This window comes from Azospirillum palustre (assembly GCF_002573965.1).
GTDB classification, from domain to species: domain Bacteria; phylum Pseudomonadota; class Alphaproteobacteria; order Azospirillales; family Azospirillaceae; genus Azospirillum; species Azospirillum palustre.
In genome coordinates, this window is record NZ_PDKW01000037.1 from 270,598 (window position 1) to 292,348 (window position 21,751).

The following is a 21,751-nucleotide window of genomic DNA, read 5'->3' on the forward strand; positions in this document are numbered from 1 at the left end:
GCGCCGCATCATTCGGCCCATCGGGGCGTCGCCCTCGACGCGGCACAGAAGATCGTTCTCTTCGGCGGTCAGCATGACATCGTCTTCCGCAGCTGTCTCAGTTGGACTTCGCTTGGAGATCGGTCGGCAGCATCGACGTGTCGATGATGGGCGCGAGGTCGAACCCCTTCTCCACCTCGCCGACCAGTTCCAGGCCGTGGACGGTCTGTTGCAGAGCGGTCATCTCGATGTCGCCGGGGCTCCAGTAATTCTCCTTGGCGAGCGCGGCGACCACCTCGCGGGCGATCTTGGGATCGAGCCCCTCGTAGTATTTGACGAGGATGTCGGCGGCCTCCGTCGGGTTCTTCAGGGCAAACTCGACGCCCTTGCGGCGGCCGGCAATGATCGCCCGGATCTTGGCGGGCTGCGCCTTGATGACGTCGGTCGACGCGATGCCGACGGTCTGGAGCATCGGCGGCAACACGTCGGAGGCGCGGCCGATGCTGCGCATCCGGCTGCTGACCTTGGTCCACATCGGTTCCAGGATGAAGCCGATCTGCACGGAATCGTTCTCGATGGCCTGGAGCACGGCGGCCTGGTTGCCGATGGCCGGGCGCTGCACGGAGTCGCGCGGGATGCCGGCCCTTTCCAGCATCATGGCCGACAGGATGTCGGTGTTCGACTTGGCGCTGGTCAGCCCCCATTTCTTACCGACGACGTCCTTCAAAGACTTGATGTCGCTGTCCGGGCGCACCACCAGCACGAAGTCTGAGATGGTGCGGACGCTGCCGTTCACGATCTTGATCGGCAAGCCGGATTTGATGGCCGCGATGGCGGCGGATGGCGCCACCTCGCCATAGGGCAACTCGCTCGCCATGATGTTGCGGACGGTGGTGCCGCCGCCCTTGGCGCTGATGATGCCGGTGATGTCGACGCCGGCCTCCTTGAAGTATCCCTTTTCCAAGGCCACGGCGTAGGGCACGCCGAGCATGATCTCACCCCAATGGGTGACGTTGATCTGCTCGGCGGCGGCCGGCAGGGATGGCGCCGTCCACAGGGCCACCAACAGCAGCGCGATCTTTCTCATCGTCTCTTTCCTCCCGTACGGCGCATCAGGTCAATGATGGGCGGATTGTTGGACGGTGCGGCCGTTCCGCAGCCCCTGGGGGCGTCCCCTGTGGACTGGCGGCCGTCTTCCTGTCGCGAACGCCGGTTTTCGGCGCCGCCGGGCGTGTCGCCCGCTTTTTTCGCAAAGCCTTGCGGCCCGCATTTTATCGTAGATATCTAAGAATAAGGTTAGCATGCCAAACATTCTTGTCCACAAGCAAAACCGTGAATCCGCCTTCTCAAAGGTCGAGGGTCAGCGTTCCCGATTTCGCGCGCGACACGCAGATGATGATGTGCCGTTTGCGTTCCTCCGGGGTTAGCACAAGGTCGCGGTGATCCACGTCGCCGTCGACCAGCCCGGTCAGGCAGGACCCGCAGGATCCGCTTTCGCACGAACTGGGCAGGTTCAGGCCGCGACCGCGCAACGCCTCCAGGATGCTGACCCCGGCCGGCACCTCCACCGTGTCGCCGCCGTGGGCGAGGCGGACGGTGAAGGGCCGGTCCTCCGCCGCATCCACCGTCGTGGTGGTGCCGAAATCTTCGAAATGCACGGCCGAGGGCGGCCAATGGCCGGTCATGTCGCGCACCGCCTGCATCAATGGACGCGGTCCGCAGCAATAGAGATGCGCGCCGCGCGGCCGCGTCTCCAGCACCGGCCAGAGGTCCAGCGCGCAGGCCGGGTCGCCCCCGTCATGGTGCAGCACGACCTGATCGGCCAGCTCCGGGATCGACAGCTCCGCGCGGAAGGCGGTCATTTCCGGCGTTCGCGTGCAGTAATACAGCGAAAAGGACCCACCGATTGCGCGCAGCCGGCGGATCATCGACAGGATCGGCGTGATGCCGATGCCGCCGGCGATGAAGATGTGGTGGGCGGCGTCCTCGTCCAGCGGGAAGTCGTTGCGCGGCGCCGACACCGTCAGCCGGTCGCCGACGCGGGTGTCGTCGATCAGGCTGATTGAGCCGCCACGCCCCTGCGCGTCGCGCTTGACGGCGATGACGTAGCGGTCGCGTTCGGCCGGGTCGTTGCACAGGGAATAGCGGCGGATCGCCCCGTTCGGCACCCGCACCGACAGGTGGGCACCCGCCGTGAAGGGCGGCAGCTCGGCACCGTCAGGGGACACCAGCTCGAACGCGACGATGTCGTCGGCCAGCCGCGCGATGTCCCGCACGCGCAGCGTCGTCATGTCGGTGCCGGCGATGTCTTCGGCCATGCTTTCGGTCCTTGGATTGGAAGGGCGGCGTCGTCGTCGCGGGCATCGTCGGACGGTGGGTCCGGAGCCCGCGGCGATTTGCAAGTTTGTTAGGCACGCCAACTATTGACAAAACTTAGACGTCTAAGATAGCCTGTTCAAGTTAAATCCGACGGTCCCTCTCGGTTTTCCGGCGGCCGGTTTTTCCGCGCCGTCTTTTCCGCGCCGTCGTCCGCCGCGACAGCCACGTCCCGAAAGGCCAACCCCGACGATGAATCCCGCGCTGAGTTTCGATGGCGGAACGCTGTCCGTCGCGCTGGCCTGCACGGTCGCAGTGCTGTCCGGCGGGGTGGTGAAGGGGGCGACCGGGGTCGGCCTGCCGATGATCGCCGTCCCGCTCATGCTGCAGGTGGTGTCCGCCCCGCTGGCGATCACGCTGATGGCGGTGCCGGTGCTGGCGAGCAACCTGCTGCAACTGGACGACCGCGACCTGCTGGCCGGCGCGGTGGCGCGATTCTGGGGACTGATCCTGGCGCTGCTGGCGGCCACGGTGATCGGGGCGAACGCGCTGGTGGCGGCCTCGCCGCGCGCGATGAACATCGGGCTGGGGCTGGTCACCGTGGCGATGGCGCTGATGCAGATGCGGCGCGGCGCGGCGGAACGCCGCCCGGTGCGGCACGAGCGGCTGCTGTCGCCGCTGGTCGGGCTGGTGGCCGGGTTGCTGGGTGGGATCTCGTCCTTCTCGGGGCCGCCGCTGGTCGCCTATCTGCTGCGGCTGAACCTGTCCAGCCACGCCTTCGTGGTGACGATCTCGCTGTTCTACGTCTGCGGGGCGATTCCGCTCTACATCAGCCTGATCGCCAGCGACGCGGTGGGCTGGCCGGTCCTGCTCGGCTCGCTGGCGCTCGGCGCACCCGCCTATGGCGGGTTGCTGATCGGGCAGAGGCTGCGCCAGGCGTTGAACGAACGCCAGTTCCGCCGCGTCATCACCGGCGTCCTGATGATCAGCGGCCTCAGCCTGCTGGTCAAATCGGCGCTGTTCTGAACCATCCACGGAAGGGAGAGACCCCCATGGCCGACCACGGCACGGCGGACAGGCGGTTGAGGCTCGGCATCGCCGGATTGGGGCGCGGCTTCATGGCGATGCGGGCGACCCTGTCCCGGCACCCTCGCGTCGTCCTGGCCGGAGCCGCCGACCCGCGCGAGGAGGCGCGCCGCCGCTTCGCCGCCGATTGCGGCGCCCCGGCCCACGCGACGGTGGAGGAGCTCTGCGCCGACCCGACGCTGGACGCCGTCTATGTCGCGACTCCGCACCAGTTCCACGCCGCCCATGTCGCGCTGGCGGCGGCGGCGGGCAAGCACATCCTGGTCGAGAAGCCGATGGCGCTGACGCTGGAGGAGGCCGGGGCGATGATCGCGGCGGCCGACGCGGCGGGTGTCCATCTGATCGTCGGCCACACCCACGGCTTCGACGCGCCGATCCTGCGCGCCCGCGACCTGATCGCCGGCGGGGAGTATGGCGCGGTCCGCATGATCACCGCGATGGACTACACCGACTTCCTCTACCGGCCCCGCCGGCCGGAGGAGCTGGCGACGGAGCGGGGCGGCGGCGTGATGTTCAACCAGGCGCCCCATCAGGTCGACGTCGTGCGGCTGCTGGGCGGCGGGCTGGTGCGCAGCGTGCGCGCGGTCACCGGCGCCTGGGACCAGGCCCGCCCGACCGAGGGCGCCTACAGCGCCCTGCTGACCTTCGAGAACGGTGCCGTCGCGACCCTGACCTACAGCGGCTACGCCCATTTCGACAGCGACGAGTTCTGCGGCTGGGTCGGCGAGAGCGGCCAGCCCAAGGATCCCGAGCGCTATGGGCAGGCCCGCCGGCTGCTGGGCCGCGTCGCCGGTCCCGACGACGAGGCGGCCTTCAAGAGCACCCGCATCTATGGCGGCGCCGACGAACCGCCGGGCGCCTTTCCCGATGACCCGCCCTTTCATCAGCATTTTGGCGTGGTGGTGGTGTCCTGCGACCGCGCCGACCTGCGCCCGACGCCGCGCGGCGTCTTGGTCTACGGCGACGCCGACCGCCATCTCGACCCGCTGCCCCCGCCGACGGTGCCGCGTGCCGAGGTGCTGGACGAGCTGTGCGCCGCCGTCCTGGACGGCCGCCCGCCGGTCCACGGCGGCGCCTGGGGTTTGGCGACGCTGGAGGTCTGTCTGGCCATGCTGCGGTCGGCGCGCGAGGGGCGCGAGGTAACGTTGAGCCGCCAGGTTGCGGTTCCCGGCAACGCGCCTATCTTCAGTCGCGGCCGGCCCGACGGCGTTCCCGGCATGGCCGCATCGCCGGAGCTTGGCAGCCGGTGAAGCGGTGGGTTAGCTTGAAGGCCGGTGGCGTTGCCGCATCGGCTCGTTGGTCTGTTCCCGTAACGCGATGGGTGGCTGTGTGACACGCTCCGAAGACAAGATAGTGAGGGTTGGCGGTGACCCCGACCCGGCGCTGGGCATCGATCCGCCGACCAGCGTCGCCGGCCAGGAATGGCGCGAGGCGGTGCCCAACGACCGTCTGGCCCATTTGGTCAAGGACGCCTTGCGGGGGTTGTCGCGCGGGTTGCAGATGCGGCTGACCGAGCATGACGTGTCCTTCGGCCATTGGACCTTCCTGCGCATCCTGTGGGAGCACGACGGGCTGACCCAGCGCGAGCTGAGCGACCACGCCGGGCTGATGGAATCGACCACCTTCTCCGCGCTGGTGGCGATGGAGAAACTGGGCTACGTCATCCGCCGCCATCTGCCGGAAAACCGCAAGAAGGTGCATGTCTTCCTGACGCCGGAAGGCCACGCGCTGAAGGACACGCTCGTGCCGCTGGCCGAGGAGGTCAACGCCATCGCGGTGCGCGGCGTCGATCCCGCCGACATCGCGGCGACGCGGCGCACGCTGGTCGCCATGGTGCAGAACCTGATCGCCGACGAGGCGGACGGGTTGAAGGAGCAGCGCCGCATGCCGTCCACCCGGCAGGTGTCGCGCATCATCGACCGGTCCGAGCGGCGGCGCAACGGCACCAAGGCTGCCGGCGCGCCCCGCGTGTCCAAGGCTCCCTGACGACTCTCACTCTTCCTTCACCGGAACGACGGACGCTTGCATGGACGAGAAGGGCCTGTCGGCCCCCCGGCGCTATTGGGCCATGTTCACGATGGCGGTGTCGCTGCTGCTGGCGGTGCTGGATGGCGCCGCCGTCAACGTGGCGCTGCCGACCATCGCGCATGATTTCGGGATCGGCGCGGCCGACTCGATCCGGGTCGTCAACGCCTACCTGTTGGCGGTTGTGGTGCTGCTGTTCCCCTTGTCGTCACTCGCCGAGATCGTCGGCTGCCGCCGGGTCTACTTGGGCGGGCTGGCGGTCTTCACGCTGGCCTCGCTGGCCTGCGCCACGGCGGATTCGCTGACCACGCTGACCGTCGCGCGCGTGTTCCAGGGTTTCGGCGCCGCCGGCACGATGAGCGTCAATCTGGCCTTCCTGCGCTACATCTTCCCGCCCGAGCGGCTGGGACGGGGGGTCGGGTTCTACGCGCTGATCGTCGCCACCGCGTCCGCCGCCGGGCCGACCGCCGGGGCCTTCGTGCTGTCGCTGGCGTCGTGGCACTGGCTGTTCGCCATCAATGTCCCGCTGGGGCTGACCGCGCTGATCGCCGCACGCTCGCTGCCCGACACGCCGCGCGCGTCGCGGCCGTACGATCTGGTCAGCGCCGGGCTGAACGTCCTGACCTTCGGGCTGCTGATCGACGGGCTGAAGGATCTCGGCGACCACGGCGCCGCGCGGCCGTTGCTGGAGGTGGCGGCGGCGTTGTTGTGCGGCGCCCTGCTGGTGCGGCGCCAGCGCGCGCGGGCGGCGCCGATGCTGCCGGTCGATCTGCTGCGCCTGCCGATCTTCGCGTTGTCGGTAACGGCATCGGTCTGCTCCTTCGCCGCGCAGAGCCTCGCCTTCGTGTCGCTGCCCTTCTACCTGCAACACGGGCTAGGGCGGACGGCGATGGAAAGCGGGCTGCTGATCACGCCATGGCCGGCGGCGGTGGCCCTGGTGGCACCCTTCGCCGGCCGGTTGGCCGACCGCCACGACGCCGGGGTGCTGGGCGGCATCGGTCTGGCGCTGTTCTCCGCCGGACTGGCGGCGGTCGCGCTGCTGCCCGACCAGCCGACGGTCGCCGACATCGCGTGGCGGATGGTGTTGTGCGGGTTGGGGTTCGGCCTGTTCCAATCGCCCAACAACCGGGTGATGGCGACCAGCGCCCCGCGCGAACGCAGCGGCGGCGCCAGCGGCATCCAGGCGACCGCCCGCCTGCTGGGTCAGACCACCGGCGCCGCGCTGGCGGCCGTCGTCTTCGGACTGGCCGGCGCGGTCGGCGCGCCGGGGACGGGGATCACCGTCGGCCTCGCCAGCGCGCTTGCCGCCGTCGCCTGCGTCGCCAGCCTGCTGCGCCGCCCGACGGGCACCACGGCAGAAAATACTTAGAGCTCTCAGACATTGCTGCTGGACATGATTGTTTGGTTCACGTACGATAATACTTAGATATCTACGTTGTCGGCGTCCTGCCGAAACTTCCACTGGCATCCGGGTCGCGCCGGCCTCGCATCACGCCGGTCATCGACCCGCGACGGCAAACGATTGCCGACCACCACCCACAACGAAAAGACCGAACGCGATCGGGGAGGACGTTCATGCTGTCCAGAGAGGACAACGAACTGCTGTGCCGCGTCGAGGGCGACGCGCCGATGGGACGGATGCTGCGGCACCATTGGGTGCCGGCCTGCATGTCGGAGGAATTGCCCGAACCCGGCGGCAAGCCCAAGCGGTTGCGCCTGTTCGGCGAGAATCTGGTGGCGTTCCGCGCCGACGACGGGCGCGTCGGTTTGATGGACGAGCTGTGCCCGCACCGCCGCGCATCGCTGGCGCTGGGGCGGAACGAGAACTGCACGCTGCGTTGCCTCTATCACGGCTGGGCCGTCGATCTGGAGGGCAACATTGCCGAGATGCCGTCGGAACCGCCGGGCAGCGCCTTCAGGACCAAGGTCAAGCACGTCGCCTACCCGACGGTTGAGTCCGGCGGCTTCGTCTGGGCCTACATGGGCGACAAGGCGACGATGCCCGGGTTCCAGCCGCCGCCCTGGGCCGACAAACCCGACAACAGCATCGCCATCGCCAAGATCCATGAGGCGGCGAACTGGGTCCAGAGCGTCGAGGGATCGATCGATTCCGCCCATTCCTCCACCCTGCATTCGTCGAGCATCCGCAGCGACGCGACGGTCACCGGGTCGACCGACCGGGGCGGCACGGAACGACTGCTGCTGGTCCGTCCATCGGTCGACAAGGCGCCGCGCATCCAGGTGCAGCACACGCAGTACGGTTTCCGCTATGCGGCGATCCGCACGCCGATCAACAACGCGGACACCACCGACTATGTCCGCGTCACCGTCTACATCGCGCCCTTCACCACCTTGATCCCGCCGCACGACACCTGGCGGTCGGGGCAGGTCTTCGTGCCGGTCGACGACCACAACACGATGTTCTACTTCGTCGCCTGGAGCGACCGCATCACGCTGGACACCGAGCGCTGGCGCCGCGACAACCACGCACGCCCCGGCATCGACCTGGACCAGGATTTCCGCAAGCTGCGCAACCGCGAGAACGATTACCTGCAAAACCGCCTGCTGATGAAGCTGGGCGATTTCACCGGGATCGAGGGCATTCCCAACCAGGACATGGCGATGCAGGAGACGATGGGCTCCATCGTCGACCGCACGCGGGAGAATTTGGGAGCCAGCGACGTCGCCATCGTCCGCTTCCGCCAGATGATGCTGACCGGGGTGAAGGCCTTCCTGGAGGGCGCGCCGGCGCTGGGCACCGACGAACCGCGCCTGCCGCAGACCGCCATCCGGTCCTTCGAGGGCATCATCGACAAGACGGCCTCCTGGCGCGACTTCGCGGTCGGCGCGGAGGAGAGGGCCGGTTTCCGCGATCTGGCATCGGTCGTCCGCCGGGCGGGGTAGGGCGCGCGCGCCGACCCGTCCCGTTCCCCCAACAAGCCCCCCATGACATGAGGACCACGATGTCCTGGATGATCGGCATCGACACCGGCGGCACCTTCACCGACGTCATCGCACTGGACCGGGCGACCGGCCGGCTGCGCACCATCAAGACCCCGTCCATGCCGCACGACCCGTCGGAAGCGGTGCTGAACGGCATCGCCGCCTTCCTGGAGATGGAGCCGGACGTCGAGTCGGGCGACATCGGCTTCCTGGCCCACGGCACCACGGTCGCCACCAACGCGGTGATCGAGCGCAAGGGCGTGCGCACCGGCCTGCTCATCACCAAGGGGACCAACGCCGTCTACGTGGCGCGCATGTCGCGCCAGCCCTCGGCCACCGACATGCTGAACCCGGAGTTCCGCAAGCCGGCCCTGCTGATCCCCGCCCGCCAGACCCGCGAGATCGGCGAACGCCTGACCCACGACGGGTCGGTGCTGTCGCCGCTCGACCCCGGCGAGGTAGTGCGGGCGGTGAAGGAACTGACGGAGGCGCACGGCGTCACCTCCATCGCCGTGTGCTACCTGTTCTCCTTCATGGATCCGGCGCACGAGCGGGCGACGCGCGACCTGATCCGCAAGGCGTTCCCCGACGTCCGCGTCTCGCTGTCCAGCGACATCCTGCCCATCGTGCGCGAGTACCGGCGGCTGTCCACCACGGTGCTCGACGCCTATGTCGGGCCGACGCTCGACCGCTATCTGCGGCGGTTGGGCGACGGGCTGACGGCGCGCGGGGTGACGACGCCGCAGGTCTTCATCATGCAGTCCAACGGCGGCCTGATGAGCATCGACGTGGCGAGCGCCAACCCGGTGCAGACCCTGCTGTCGGGACCGGCGGCCGGCGTCATCTCCGGCCGCTACCTGTCGGAGCTGCTGGGGCTGCCCAATATCGTGACCTTCGACGTCGGCGGCACCAGCACCGACATCGCCACCATCGTCAACGGCGAGATCACCGAGACCACCGAAGGCACGGTCGCCGGCCATGACAGCTCGGTGCCGATGAACGAGATCGGCACCATCGGCGCCGGCGGCGGCACCATTGCCCGCATCGGCGCCGACGGCCGCCTGCATGTCGGGCCGGACAGCGCCGGCGCGGTTCCCGGTCCGGTCTGCTACCGGCGCGGCGGCGAGGAGCCGACCGTCACCGACGCCGATCTGGTGCTGGGTTTCCTCGACCCGGCGCGCTTCCTGGAGGGCCGGCTGGCGCTCGACCTCGACGGGGCGACCAGGGCCATCGCCGACCGCCTCGCCGGGCCGCTGAAGCTGACGGTCGCCGAGGCGGCCTTCGGCATCGTCAAGATCGTCAACAGCAACATGGAAAGCGAACTGCGGCTGAACCTGATGGCGCGCGGCCTGAACCCGCGCGACTTCGCGCTGGTCGCCATCGGCGGCGCCGGGCCGGTGCACGCCAGCATGGTCGCCGCCAGCATGGGCATCGGCACCGTGGTGGTGCCGCCCTATCCGGGGCTGGGGTCGGCGATGGGGCTGCTGCTGACTGACATCCGCCACACCTACCTGCAATCGAACCCCGGCCTGCTCGACGGCTACGACTGCGACGCGATGAACGCGCTGTTCGACGGGCTGGAGGAGCGCGCGCGGGACGAGGCGCGGCGGGAGGGCACCGACGCCGACGCGCTGGCCATCACCCGCATCCTGGAAATCCGCTACGCCGGCCAGGGCTATGAATTGCCGGTGCCCTGCGGGGGCGACCGCCTGGAGGACGCCGACAAGCCGGCGATCCGCGCCGCCTTCCATCGCCTGCACGAACGCACCTATGGACATTGCGCCCAGGAGACGGCGGTCGAGATCGTCAATTTCCGCGTCGATTCGCTGGCGGTGCTGCCCAAGCTGCGGCTGCCGGATTGCCCGCCGGCCGACGGCGGCAGCCCCGACCGCGCCATTGCCCGCCGCCGCCCGGTCTGCTTCGACGGCACCAACAAGCGGATCGACACGCCGGTCTATTGGCGGCCGAACCTACGGGCGGGCGACCGGTTCGACGGCCCGGCCATCGTCGAGCAGGCCGACACCACCACCGTCGTCATTCCCGGCCAGCGGGCGGAGATCGATCGCCACGGCAATCTGATCCTGACCTTCGCCGCCTGACCTTTGCCGCTTGCCAAGGAAGCGTCCATGACTGTCGATCCCATCACGCTGGAAGTGATCGCCAACCGGCTGGATGAAATCCAGCGGATCATGAAGCACCGGCTGTTCCGCACCGGCTATTCCACCATCCTGCGCGAATCCTTCGACGGCAGCGCCGGCATCACCGACCGCCGGGGCCGCATCGTCGGCGCGTCGGGCATGACCACTCACACCATCCCCTACGCCAAGCTGGTCGAGGGCATCCTGGCCGCCTACCCGGTGGAGGAGATCCGCGAGGGCGACGCCTTCGTGTCGAACGACCCCTTCCGCGGCGGCGTCTCGCACACGCCGGACGTGGCGGTGGCGACGCCGGTCTTCGTGGACGGCGAACTGATCGCCTTCTGCACCAGCTTCGGCCACAAGCCCGATGTCGGCGGCCTGTCGCCGGGATCGGGCAGCCCGGCCTCGCGCTCGGTCTTTCATGAAGGGATGCTGATCCCGCCGGTGAAGATCGTCGAGGCGGGGGTGCCCAGCCGTAGCGTCTTCCGCATTCTGGAGAACAACTCGCGCACGCCGCGCCTGCTGATCGGCGACATCCGGGGCCAGATCGGCTGCACCCGCATCGGGGCGGAGCTGATGCGCGAGCTGTGCGCCCGGTTCGGCACCGCCGGCGTGCTGGGCGCCATCGACCAGCTTCTCGACGCGTCGGAAAAACGGCTGCGCGCGGCGCTGTCCGCCCTGCCGGACGGCCGGGCGGAGGCCGAGAACTGGCACGACGGCGACGGCGTGTCCAAGGATCCGATCCGCGTCCACATCGCGCTGACCAAGCAGGGTGACGAGCTGACCATCGACTTCACCGGCAGCGCCGATCAGAGCGCCGGCCCGGCCAACGCCGTCTTCCAGGTGGTGCAGGCGGCGGCAATCGGCGCCGTGCTGTCGATCGTCGACCACTCCATCGCCAACAACGACGGGGTGCGCCGGCCGATCCGCTTCGTCTGTCCAGAGGGCAAGGTGGTCAACCCGCGCTTCCCGGCGGCGGTCAACTCCTACATGCCGACCACGCATCTGGTGTTCAATGGCGTGATGGAGGCGTTGGGCAAGCTGGCGCCGGACAAGGCGGTGGCGGATTCCGGACTGGGCGTCGGCGCGCTCGCCTTCGGCTACAAGGCCAGCGGGACCGGCGACAACTACGTCCATTACGAGATCGTGGAAACCGGCCTGGGCGCCACCGCGCACGGCGACGGCTGCGGCATCATCCACCCGATCATGATCTTCGAGACGATCCAGCCGATCGAGATCGTCGAGCGCGAATTCCCGGTCCTGGTCCGCGATTTCTCGATCCGGCCCGACGGGGCGGGGGCGGGCAAGCATCGCGGCGGTCTCGGCTACCGGCGGGAGTTCGAGCTGTTGCAGGACGCCGAGTTCATCTCGCGGCTGGCGCAGCGCACCTTCGGGGCGCGCGGCATCAACGGCGGCGGGCCGGCGGCGATCTCGCACACGCTGATCAATCCGGGCGGGCCGGACGAACGGTCGCTGCCCGGTCTGGTCCAGATGTCGCTGTCCGCCGGCACCCGCGTGGCGATCGAGCAGGCGGGCGGCGGCGGCTGGGGCGACCCGAGGGAGCGGTCGCCCGACGCGGTGCTGGCCGATGTCGAGGACGGCTACGTCACCCCGGAGCGGGCGGCGGCCGATTACGGGATCGTGCTGACCCCCTTGCCGGGGGGCCGCTACCGCGCCGCCGTTCCGCAACGGGTGGCGTGACGGCGGACGTCCGAGGCGACGACGAAAAACGAACACGGAGGAAAAGACATGGCCATTCCATTGTTCCGGCGCCGGTCCATCCAGGGCGATTCCCGCGGGCGGCTGGTCGCGGCGCTTTCGGTCCTGCTGGCGGCGGGGGCTGCGCTGTTCCCCGTCACGCAGGCCGCCGCGGCCGAAAGGACGCTCACCCTCATCAGCTCCTTCCCGCTCGACGGCCCGGCGGGCGACAAGATGCATGTGGTGAAGCTGTTCATCGAACGCTTCAATAAGAAGGCAACCGGCAAGGCGCGCATCCGCGTCATCGGCGGGCCGGAGATCGTGGCGCCGTTCGACCAGTTGAAGGCGTTGCAGACCGGCCAGTTCGATATGATGGTCGCGACGTCGCTCTACTTCAACGAGTTGCGCGACCTCCAGTTCTTCCACTATCTGCCCTTCGATGAGCACATTCGCACTGCCAAGCAGGCGGCGCCGTTGCTCCAGAGGATTTCGCGGGAGAAGGCCGACGTCGTCTTCCTGCAATATTCCAGCCCCGGCCTGTCCTTCTACCTGTGGACCAAGAACCGGCCCATCGCCAAGCCGGAAGACGCGCGCGGTCAGAAGATCCGCACCTTCGGCGACACCACTGCACCGCTGGTCCGTCATCTCGACATCGTGCCCACCAGCATCGCCAGCAACGAGGTCTATTCGGCTCTGCGTACCGGCCTGCTCGACGGCGCGTTGCGCGATCCGCTGTCGATCGACCTGCTGAACGAAGGCGAGTTGCTGAAATTCGTCACCGAAGCCAACGTCGCCGACATCGAGACCGAGACCTACATCTCGGCCAAGAGCTGGGATGCGCTGCCGGAGGACCTCCGGCGGATGCTGGACGAGACGGCGCGGGAAACCGAGGTCGAGGGCTTCGCCTGGATGAAGAACCGCGTTGCGGCGGCGATGGACAAGATGAAGACGCGCTACGGCGTGCAGGTCGTGCCGTCGTCCCCTGAACTGAAGACCATCCTGAACCAGACGATCCCCAAGGAGATTCTGACCGGGCTGGTCGGCAATTCCAAATACAAGGACGAGATCATCGAGAAGTTCGAGCTGAGATCGGCCGTGAACTGATCCGATGAGCCAACGGCGCGCCGGAGCGCGACCTCGGCGTCCTGCATCGTTCCACACGCAACGGAGCCATCATGGTCCGTCCCATCTCCAAGGCGCTGGAGCTGTTCAGCCGCGTCGTCCTCGTGGCGCTGGTCGGGCTGGTCTGCACCAACGTCGTGCTGCGCTACGTCTTCGACTCACCGGTCGTCTGGGCCGACCAGATCACCGGTTACGGCATGGTCTACATCACCTTCCTGGCGGCGCCCTGGGTGCTGGCGCGACGGCGGCACATCGCTGTCGATCTGCTGCAGGAATCCCTCGGCCCGCAGACCCGCCCCTTGTTGGGCGCCGTGCTGGGGCTGGTCGGCTTCCTCTATAACGCCGGCTTCACATGGCTGGCGTGGAGCGAATTGGCCCGCATCCTGGCCCGTGATTCGCAGTTCTCCGACGCCATCCTGGTTCCGCAATGGACGATCTACTGGGTGCTGCCGGTCGGCAGCGGCCTGATGGCCCTGGAGTTCGCGCTGAACGGCATCGAGGATCTGCGCGCCTACCTGCGCGGCGTGCCGGCCCCGCGCGTGGCGGCCGAGTGAAGGGGAGGGATCGGTCATGGAATGGTACACCGCGTTTCTGCTGCTTGCCGGCGGCCTTGTCTTGGCGATGGCCAGCAACATCCCCGTCGCTTTCGCCTTCGGTATCATCAATATCGTCGCCGCCTATTTCCTGTTCGGATCGGTGGAGGCGCTGTCCTTCGTCGTCCATGCCTCCTTCTCCAGCGTCGCCAGCATCCATCTGACGGCGATCCCCTTCTTCCTGCTGATGGGGACGATCTTCGTCCGCACCGGGCTGAGCAGCGTCGTGCTGGACGCGGTCGATCGCATCCTGTCCGGCGTGCGGGCATCGGGTTGCTACGTCGCGATCGGCAGCGGGGCGCTTTACGGTGCGCTGATGGGGGCGAGCGTCGCCTCCACCGCGGTGATGGGAGCGACCATGGTCGGCGACCTGCGGCGGCGCGGCTATGACAACACGCTGGCCATGGGACCGATCATCGGATCGGGCACGCTGGCCAACCTGATCCCGCCGAGCCTCGGGGCCGTGCTGATCGGCAGCCTCGCCGGCATTCCCATCGCCGACCTGCTGATTGCCGGAGTCGGTCCGGCCATCGTCGTCATCCTGCTGTTCTGCAGCTACATTGCCATCAAGGCGCGCCGCTTTACTGGCGTGCTGGCGGAGGTGCCGGCGACTCTGCGCGTACGGCTCGGCGGGGTGCTGCTGCTGCTGCCGATGATCGTGCCGGTGTTCTTCGTCACCGGGGTGATCTATCTGGGGGTGGCGACTCCGACCGAGGCGTCGGCGACCGGGGCGTTCGCGACCTTTGTCGTCGCCGCCGCCTATGGCCGGATGAACTGGCGTGTCTTCAACGAAAGCCTGATGGACGCCCTGGAGATCGCGGCGATGATCATGCTGATCGTCGCCGGTTCCAAGGCCTACAGCCAGATCCTGGCGATCACCGGGATCGCACCGGGTTTCGCCGAGTTTCTGGCGGGCGTGACCAGTTCCCCCACCGTCGCGGTGCTGATCGTTCTGCTGATCGCGTTGGTACTGGGCTGTTTCATGGATCAGACTTCCGTCATCTTCGTCACCATTCCCTTGGTGATCAACGCCATCCAGACCCTGGGGGTCGAGCCGGTGTGGTTCGGTGTGCTGTTCTCGATGATCGTTGGCATCGGCGGCATCACGCCACCCTTCGGCCTCAACCTGTTCGCGCTGAAGGCGGTGGCGCCGCCGGACATCAGCATGGGCGAAATCTACCGGATCTGCGGTCCCTACGTCGTCCTGGAACTGCTGGCGGTCGGGGTCGTGCTCGCCTTTCCCGGGATCGTCTCCGTATTGGTCACGGCCATGCGCTGACCGGTACCGCTCAGAGCAGCGTTGGTTCTGATGGGATGGACGCCCCTGTTTCTGGTGAGTGACACCACCTGAAGGGGATCGGCTCTCAACGGATATGGAGATCCGGTACCGTCAACTTGTTAACCACCCAGTTGCCGGGGCGGGCCGTGCGGGGTATGGGACGGCATGACGACGCGCCCCGATCGGCGTGTTGCAGCGAGGTGAGCTGAGCAAGAGATTGCCCGAGCCCCGTTGATAATCAGACGACGCGGACCGAGTTCGGGCGTCCAAGGTCGAGCATGCGGTTGAGGACCGCGACGCCGATGGCCACCTCGGTGGCCTGCGCCGCGTCACAGTGGAAGCGCAGCGCCTCGCCAAGGACACCCTTCCAGCGCGCCATTTGGCTTTCCACGCCCGCCCGCTTGTTGTAGCCGCTGGCCCGCTGCCACGCCATTCGGCCCTGCTGCGCGATTATCTGGATGTGGCGGTCACGCTGGCTGGGCACGGTCTGGGCGGTGTCGCCGAGCACGGCATCGCTGCGCGGTGGTGCCACCACGGCCGCCTCGGGATGGCGCTCGTGCACGGCCGCGTAGACGCCGCTCCGGTCATACGCGCCGTCCCCGGTCAGCGAGGCCACCGGTCTGGCGATCTGATCGAGCAAGGGGCCGACTTGCGAGGCGTCATCGACGCCGCGGTCGGTCAGCGTGGCGGCGACAATCCGGCCGCTGCCCGCGTCCATGCCGATGTGCAAGGCGTGCCAGGAGCGCCGCTTCTTGGTACCATGCTTCTCGATCAGCCATTCGCCCGGCCCACACAGCTTCAGCCCGGTGCTGTCCACCAGCAGGTGGATGGGCGCGCCGCTCGAGCGCGGTGCTGAGGGCAGCGTCACCGTCCGGGCCCGGCGCGCGATGGTGGAGTGATCCTGCACCGGCAGATCAAGCCCGAGCAGGTGCAAGACGGAACCGATCAGCCCCTCGGTCTGGCGCAGCGCCAGACGGAACACTGCCCTCAGCATCAAGGCCGTGGTGATCGCCAAGTCCGAGTAGTGGGGCTGACCACCCGGTGTGGTCCGGGGCGCCGCCTTCCACTGCGCGACCGCCTCGTCGCTCACCCAGACGGTGAGGCTGCCGCGCTGACGCAAGGCCTCGTCATAAGCGGCCCAATTGGTCACGCGCCGCTTCGGCCGTGTGATGTGGTGACGGCGGGCAGCGTTCGCTTTGTAGGGCACGGCCAGGAACCTGAACGGAGGCGGAGCCATGGCCTACGGCATCAGCCCTATCCGTGCAATAGCCCGTTGTGCGCCAAAGTCGCGCGACTTCACACGATGGCATCCCCCATCACGCCTCCTTCACCTCCGTGATAAAGGCGTGAATGCCGGCCTTCAACGCGACGGCCCGCTCTGCCACTCGCTGAGCGGATTGCAGGACCTGGTTCGATCCCGTTGCGGTCGATTCCGAAGCGAATTTCAGCCTGCCGATGTTGAGGGTCACTTCGGCGGTACCTTGCGCGGCCTCGACGGCATTGCGGCCGATTTCAGCGGTGGCCGCTCCCTGTTGCTCGACGGCGGCGGCCACCATGGTCGCCATTTCGTTGAGGCGGTAGATCACCGCCGCAATCGACTGGATGCCCGAAACCGCTCCGCCGATGGTAGTCTGCATCGCGCTGACTTGGCTGCGGATCTCGTCGGTCGCCTGCGAGGTCTGGGTGGCCAACTGCTTGACCTCGGACGCCACTACGGCGAAGCCCTTGCCGGCCTCGCCGGCGCGTGCCGCCTCGATGGTGGCGTTCAGGGCAAGCAGGTTGGTCTGGCTGGCGATGCCCTGGATGAGATCAATCACGTCGTTGATCCGCTGGCCCGACTCGGTCAACGCGCCAACCTGGCCCTGCGCCTGCTCTGCCTGCCGCGCCGCCTCGCTGGCGAAATTGCGCGCCTCGTTCATCTGACGCGAGACTTCCTGCACGGTTGAGGTCAACTCCTCGGTCGCCGCGGCAACCGTCTGCACGTTCGAGGCAGTCTGCCTCGCGGCGCTGCCGACGGCGGCCATCTGTCCCGACGCCTCCTCCGCCGTGGCTGACAGGGAGTGGGCCGTCGTCTCCAGCGCGGCAGAGGCGGCGCTCATGACAGTCAGGGCGTCATTGACCTCGCGGTCGAACAGGCGGATGGTCTCGCTGACCTTGTCGGCCCGGGCCAGTTTGCGCTCGGCCTCCGCTTCCTGTTCGGCCTGGATGCGTTGCCGGTCGAGGGCGTTCTCCTTGAACACCGCCAAGGCGCGGGCGATGTCGCCCACCTCATCCCGGCGGTCGGCGCCGGTAATGTCGACCGAGAGGTCGCCGTCGGCCAAGCGGCGCAGGCAGGCCACCGCCGTGCCGATGGGCTTGACGATCCCCTGGTCTGCGCCTGATCCAGATGTGCGCGCACCTCAGCCTTGCGGTCGGCGACGACCACTTCGATCGTCGCCACGCTCGTCGGGTTGGCGCCCATCTGGTATTCGGCCCGGCTTAGCTCGACCAAGTAGCGGTAGAGCCGGGCACCCTGTGCCGCTTCATGGCCGGCATACTCGACCCGGCGCAATTCGCCGCCAAGCTTCGACAGGCCATAGCCGCCCACCAAGGTGGTCAGTACCGAGACCGTTCCCAGGACAATGACGATGCCGAGAATCTTCCCGGCGATGCGCACATTCTTCATTCGCAGTTCCGCCTTGGACTGAGCCCTGTGGTGTCAACGCGCGAGATGGCACCGTCAATTTGTCGACGACTAGGCAGAGTGAAGGCACGGCGGACAGCAGCGGTCTGCTGATTACGCGAACAGCGGCGCGCCGGCGACTGCGGCCCAGACCTGGAACGCCTGGGTGCGAGCCTTCCGATAGTCGGCAGCAGGGCGGTGGTCGCGGCGAAGGTGGAAGAGGTTGGCGATCGGGTCGTGGATGGACAGGAAACGCTGAACATGGCGGGCTGACTTGAAGCGTTTCATCTGCCTCTCGCGTCGTCGGGTCGGTTGGTGGGAGTTTTCGGCACGGTTGTTGAGGCCCTTATGCTGGCGGTGTTCCACTCCCGGCATGATCGTCCGCTTGGCGGCCGCATAGGACTTCAGCTTATCCGTCACCATCACCCGCGGGGCCGAACCCTGCTTCTTCAGCAGCTTGCGGAGCAGGCGCTTGGCCGCCTTGGCATCGCGCGTGATAGAAGTTGCGCCGGATTTCCCGGTGAATGGTCGACCGGTGACGGCCCAAAGCCTCGGCGATCGCCGTCACCGGCATCTTGGCGTCGCGCATATCCTGGATGCGGCGGCGCTCGGCGAAATCGATCTGCGAATAATGCTCACCCATCAGCGCTCACGACCCGTAAAGCCCTGTGATTACAAGAAAGTTGCACTTCAGAATAGAACCTACCGCGCTTACAAGATAAAACGCACATAATCTGTGTTATGGAAATAGAATCCGATCATGCGATATCGCATAGGTCTAAAAACGCAAAAGTTTCACGTCCTGGATCATTGACAATCAGGCCAAGGGAAGCGTTCGTCAAAGTTGATGATTATCAAGTGACCTCAACATCATCTCAACATCATGGGACCATGTTGCACGGAAGTGATGAGCAACTGTCTTGTTCATGTGTTGGTGGGAATGGCTGCCAGTGCGTCACGGACCCGAGCGTTGAGAATTGTCAGCATTTTGTGGATGACAGCGACGACAGCGACCTTTCCCGGCTTTCCGGCGGCTCTGAGGCGCTCGGAGAAGGCTTTGAGGGTTGGATCATATCGCATGGCGGTTAGTGCGGCCATGTAGAGTGCGTTGCGCAGTCCAAGGCGCCCACCGCGGATCATGCGCTTGGCGTCGCTCTTGCCGCTTTGGCGGGTGTAAGGGCACACCCCAACCAATGCGGCGATCTTTCGCCGGTCGAGCCTGCCCAGTTCAGGCAACTCGGCCAGCAGGGTGGCGACCGTGACCGGGCCGACTCCCTTGATCGAGTGGATCGGCTTGGTCACGGCGGTCCAGGCCGGATTGGCCTGGATCTGCTTGGCGATCTCGTCGCTGATCCGCTCGATCAGCGTTTCGAGCCGGGTCAGCAGGCCGCGCGTGGCACGGCGCAGGGAGGTGCTGGTCAAGCCACGCAGTTGATTGTCCAGCGCGGTCTTCTGCTCGATCAGCTGGCGGCGCCAGCGCACAGTCTCAGCCAGCCGCTCGGTGGCTTGGTCGAAGACCGCCGGGGTGGTGGTGAAGGTCTGGGCGAAGCGGGCGATGACGCGGGCGTCGATGGCGTCGGTCTTGGCGAACTGACCGGCGGCCTCGGCGAAGCGGCGCACGCGTACCGGATCGAGGATGGAGACGGTATAGCCCGCCTCGGCGAACTTGCGGGCGCAGCCCTTCTCGAAGCCACCGCTGGCCTCCAGGGCGATGGTGATCTGGGCCGGCTCGCCGTGGCGTTGCAGCCACGCCATCAGTTGTTTCCAGCCCTGCTCGGTGTTGTCCGCGCGCCAGGAAGCGTTGCCGGGCAGGAGATGGACATCGAGAGCGTCTTTGCTTACATCAATGCCGACAAATATGAGAAGAAGTGCCATTCTTCGGATCCCTTCCTTGCCTGTTCGGCGGTCGTGCCAGGCAACTGTTCGGGCGTGGAAGACGGCGGAGCGGTCCCAAGCTCATCCGCGGCCGGCCAGGGCCAAGGGTTTAGCGGGTGCCGCTCCACCCTGGGGGGTGGGGCATGCCCCACCCCCCAGGGCTTCTTCTCTAGCAAAATTCAAAGACACAAGGGCTGGAGATCACTCCGGCCCCACCGTCGGCCATGAGAATCGGACGGAGTTCGAGCGCCCAAGATCGATCGTGCGGTCAAGTACCGTGATGCCGACGGCAACCTCCGTTGTCTGCGCTGCATCAGAGCACAAGTACTGCTCCAGCTTAATCCCGCTATTTGTTTATTGTTTCTTGAAGCGTCTTGATTTTCGCAAGTATGTCATCAAAAGACGGAGGCTTTTCATCGAACATCATGGGTGCCATTGCTCTGTAGTCGGCGCGAAGGTCCTTGATCCTCGTCTCGTGCGGCAAGAGCTGCAGCGTTCCTGGGCGAGCGGTATCGTAATTGGCCCAGCCGGAGCGGAAGAACGTGGCTTTGTGCCTGGCGACCTGCGCGAGAAGCTCAAAGTCCCCAGCGGCGATTTTTCCGTCGCTGGTATCGAGGAGCATGGCGAGATCGTAATAGTGCCGTGAAAAATATTGTGGTGTCGGCGATCCAGCGGGCCTGTGAGCCTCGGCATGCAACGCCGTCGCTTTCTCCCAAAAGGTGCGTCGAGCGGATAGGACGACGACAGTGCTGTCCGAGTCTTCGAAGAAGTCAGGAAAATCGTCCGCTGCATAGGGCCGGATGATCCGCTCTTCAGTTGGCCAGGGGTCGCCGCGAGCGCCGAATTCGAGCTTCACGCGGGGAGTGATGTACCCCATGCTCCTGTATTCCGTCGCTGTGAGCGCGGTAGGATAGTGGAAGTTCAATGTTTGAGCGTCGGCGGCATCGATCTCCAATGCCCATTCGTCATTGGTCGGTTCGCCAAGCTGTTTGATGATTGCAATACGAAGCGCAGGAAGAAGATTTTCAGCGATGTACAACTCGACGTCGTGAGTTAGCTTGTCGATGAGCTGCCCCGCCTTCTTTCTACTTAGGCCTTCTTTCTCCGGATCTCGGTCCCCGGTGTAGCCGAGATCGGCCCGATCGAAAGACAGGTCGATATCTTCCGAGAAGCGACGGATGGCGTTGAAGGCCTTGGAGAGAGAGGTGCCGCCCTTGAACACGAGCGCCGCGGTATCGGCCGGTTGCTCAAAGAGACGGCGCAGTGTCCAGCAGACCCAGAAATCTTTCTCAATGATGGTATCCGCGACGCCGCGAGACGCGCCGGTCTCCCCGAATAGGGCGGCACGATCTTGGGCGGGAAGTAGAGCGACCTTATCCATCAGCCTCACCTGACGACACGGTGTTTGCGATAGACACGAGCGTCGGCCGCATCCATGCAGGCGCCTGAACGGCTGTAGACGCAAGCGTCTTCTTATCCTTGGCAGAAAGGTGACGAGCCGCAACCTGCTCAACGTCGGCGGCACGGAAGACCCCGACATGACGCAAGGCTTGGACCACGGTGCCGGCCGCACTTCCCGGCGCGATGAGGTGCTTGGGCGAAGCGTGCCGAAGATCGACGACGCGCTTGCCCAGCACAACCCGACGGGAGGGGCCATTAGTGAGGTAGGTACTCTTTGCCGGAACCTGCGTCGACAGACCGAGCTCATTGGCTGCACGAGCACCAGCGACCTGCACTTGCGAACCCGTCTCCCGCGCCAATGCGTGGGCCACATCATCCGGTGCCGGTGAAAGAGGGCCGAGCTTCGGATGAATCTTGGGAAAGTCGTATAGCCCCCGCGCCAGACGACGAAGCTGACCGCTCTTGGCCAGCCGCGAAAGCGCCTGATCGATCGCCGACCGTCCTGCCACGTCCAAGAAGTCGCTCGGCGTGAAAACGCCACCACGCCCGCGGGCACGGGCGCGTTTCATGATCCGATCAGGAACCGATGTGGCTGTAGCTTTCATATGTCAGAAAATAGGCTATTTTTTCCTGA

Annotated in this window: 17 protein-coding genes and 2 pseudogenes; 10 read left to right on the plus strand and 9 right to left on the minus strand. The window is 66.7% G+C overall.

Annotated elements, in window-relative coordinates; translation table 11 throughout:
* Window positions 1–97: 97 nt before the first annotated feature.
* Together CRT60_RS03115 and CRT60_RS03120 are read right to left on the minus strand one after the other, a co-directional pair.
* Entirely contained in the window at window positions 98–1,066 is a 969-nt protein-coding gene (locus CRT60_RS03115) for an ABC transporter substrate-binding protein (protein WP_098734985.1), read from the minus strand.
* Window positions 1,067–1,325: 259 nt separating this feature from the next.
* Window positions 1,326–2,297, minus strand: coding sequence for a PDR/VanB family oxidoreductase (locus CRT60_RS03120; protein ID WP_204561632.1), 972 nt, complete (start codon window positions 2,295–2,297; stop codon window positions 1,326–1,328).
* 250 nt (window positions 2,298–2,547) lie between these two features.
* Here CRT60_RS03120 and CRT60_RS03125 point away from each other — a divergent pair, with 250 nt between their 5' ends.
* From CRT60_RS03125 to CRT60_RS03170, 10 genes are all read left to right on the plus strand, one after another.
* Window positions 2,548–3,321 carry a sulfite exporter TauE/SafE family protein gene (locus CRT60_RS03125; RefSeq protein ID WP_098734986.1) on the plus strand — a complete coding sequence of 258 codons (774 nt, stop codon included), beginning with the start codon at window positions 2,548–2,550 and terminating at the stop codon, window positions 3,319–3,321.
* A gap of 26 nt (window positions 3,322–3,347) precedes the next feature.
* Window positions 3,348–4,631 (plus strand): Gfo/Idh/MocA family oxidoreductase, encoded by a 1,284-nt coding sequence (locus CRT60_RS03130; protein WP_098734987.1) that lies wholly within the window; start codon window positions 3,348–3,350, stop codon window positions 4,629–4,631.
* Window positions 4,632–4,734: 103 nt separating this feature from the next.
* Complete coding sequence (locus tag CRT60_RS03135) at window positions 4,735–5,367, plus strand: MarR family winged helix-turn-helix transcriptional regulator (RefSeq protein ID WP_204561635.1); 633 nt, start codon at window positions 4,735–4,737, stop codon at window positions 5,365–5,367.
* A 40-nt stretch (window positions 5,368–5,407) separates the two neighbouring features.
* Window positions 5,408–6,775, plus strand: a complete 1,368-nt coding sequence (locus CRT60_RS03140) for an MFS transporter (RefSeq protein ID WP_098734989.1) — start codon at window positions 5,408–5,410, stop codon at window positions 6,773–6,775.
* A gap of 206 nt (window positions 6,776–6,981) precedes the next feature.
* On the plus strand, window positions 6,982–8,310 hold the full coding sequence (locus tag CRT60_RS03145; RefSeq protein WP_098734990.1) for a Rieske 2Fe-2S domain-containing protein: 1,329 nt from the start codon (window positions 6,982–6,984) through the stop codon (window positions 8,308–8,310).
* A 59-nt stretch (window positions 8,311–8,369) separates the two neighbouring features.
* Complete coding sequence (locus tag CRT60_RS03150; protein WP_161957962.1) at window positions 8,370–10,448, plus strand: hydantoinase/oxoprolinase family protein; 2,079 nt, start codon at window positions 8,370–8,372, stop codon at window positions 10,446–10,448.
* Between the two features lie 27 nt (window positions 10,449–10,475).
* The gene (locus CRT60_RS03155) at window positions 10,476–12,188 is read left to right on the plus strand and encodes a hydantoinase B/oxoprolinase family protein (protein ID WP_098734992.1); all 1,713 of its coding nucleotides are present in this window, start codon (window positions 10,476–10,478) and stop codon (window positions 12,186–12,188) included.
* Window positions 12,189–12,236: 48 nt separating this feature from the next.
* Window positions 12,237–13,289, plus strand: coding sequence for a TRAP transporter substrate-binding protein (locus tag CRT60_RS03160; protein ID WP_098734993.1), 1,053 nt, complete (start codon window positions 12,237–12,239; stop codon window positions 13,287–13,289).
* A gap of 71 nt (window positions 13,290–13,360) precedes the next feature.
* Window positions 13,361–13,861, plus strand: a complete 501-nt coding sequence (locus tag CRT60_RS03165) for a TRAP transporter small permease (protein ID WP_098734994.1) — start codon at window positions 13,361–13,363, stop codon at window positions 13,859–13,861.
* Window positions 13,862–13,877: 16 nt separating this feature from the next.
* On the plus strand, window positions 13,878–15,179 hold the full coding sequence (locus CRT60_RS03170) for a TRAP transporter large permease subunit (RefSeq protein WP_098734995.1): 1,302 nt from the start codon (window positions 13,878–13,880) through the stop codon (window positions 15,177–15,179).
* Between the two features lie 238 nt (window positions 15,180–15,417).
* Here CRT60_RS03170 and CRT60_RS03175 read toward each other — a convergent pair whose 3' ends face one another.
* From CRT60_RS03175 to CRT60_RS03205, 7 genes and pseudogenes are all read right to left on the minus strand, one after another.
* Window positions 15,418–16,386, minus strand: a complete 969-nt coding sequence (locus tag CRT60_RS03175; RefSeq protein ID WP_098735132.1) for an IS5 family transposase — start codon at window positions 16,384–16,386, stop codon at window positions 15,418–15,420.
* Window positions 16,387–16,495: 109 nt separating this feature from the next.
* Window positions 16,496–17,500: a methyl-accepting chemotaxis protein gene (locus tag CRT60_RS03180; protein WP_143273041.1), complete on the minus strand. Its 1,005-nt coding sequence runs from the start codon at window positions 17,498–17,500 to the stop codon at window positions 16,496–16,498.
* A 455-nt stretch (window positions 17,501–17,955) separates the two neighbouring features.
* Window positions 17,956–18,333: pseudogene (locus CRT60_RS03185) on the minus strand (DDE-type integrase/transposase/recombinase); the annotation flags it as partial.
* 1 nt (window position 18,334) lies between these two features.
* Window positions 18,335–18,484 (minus strand): annotated as a pseudogene (locus CRT60_RS03190) (helix-turn-helix domain-containing protein); the annotation flags it as partial.
* A 281-nt stretch (window positions 18,485–18,765) separates the two neighbouring features.
* On the minus strand, window positions 18,766–19,701 hold the full coding sequence (locus tag CRT60_RS03195; protein WP_098735133.1) for an IS110 family RNA-guided transposase: 936 nt from the start codon (window positions 19,699–19,701) through the stop codon (window positions 18,766–18,768).
* 361 nt (window positions 19,702–20,062) lie between these two features.
* Window positions 20,063–21,097 (minus strand): nucleotidyl transferase AbiEii/AbiGii toxin family protein, encoded by a 1,035-nt coding sequence (locus CRT60_RS03200; protein ID WP_098734997.1) that lies wholly within the window; start codon window positions 21,095–21,097, stop codon window positions 20,063–20,065.
* Entirely contained in the window at window positions 21,090–21,686 is a 597-nt protein-coding gene (locus tag CRT60_RS03205) for a DUF6088 family protein (protein WP_098734998.1), read from the minus strand. The genes CRT60_RS03200 and CRT60_RS03205 overlap by 8 nt, the downstream gene beginning before the upstream one ends.
* Window positions 21,687–21,751: the final 65 nt, after the last annotated feature.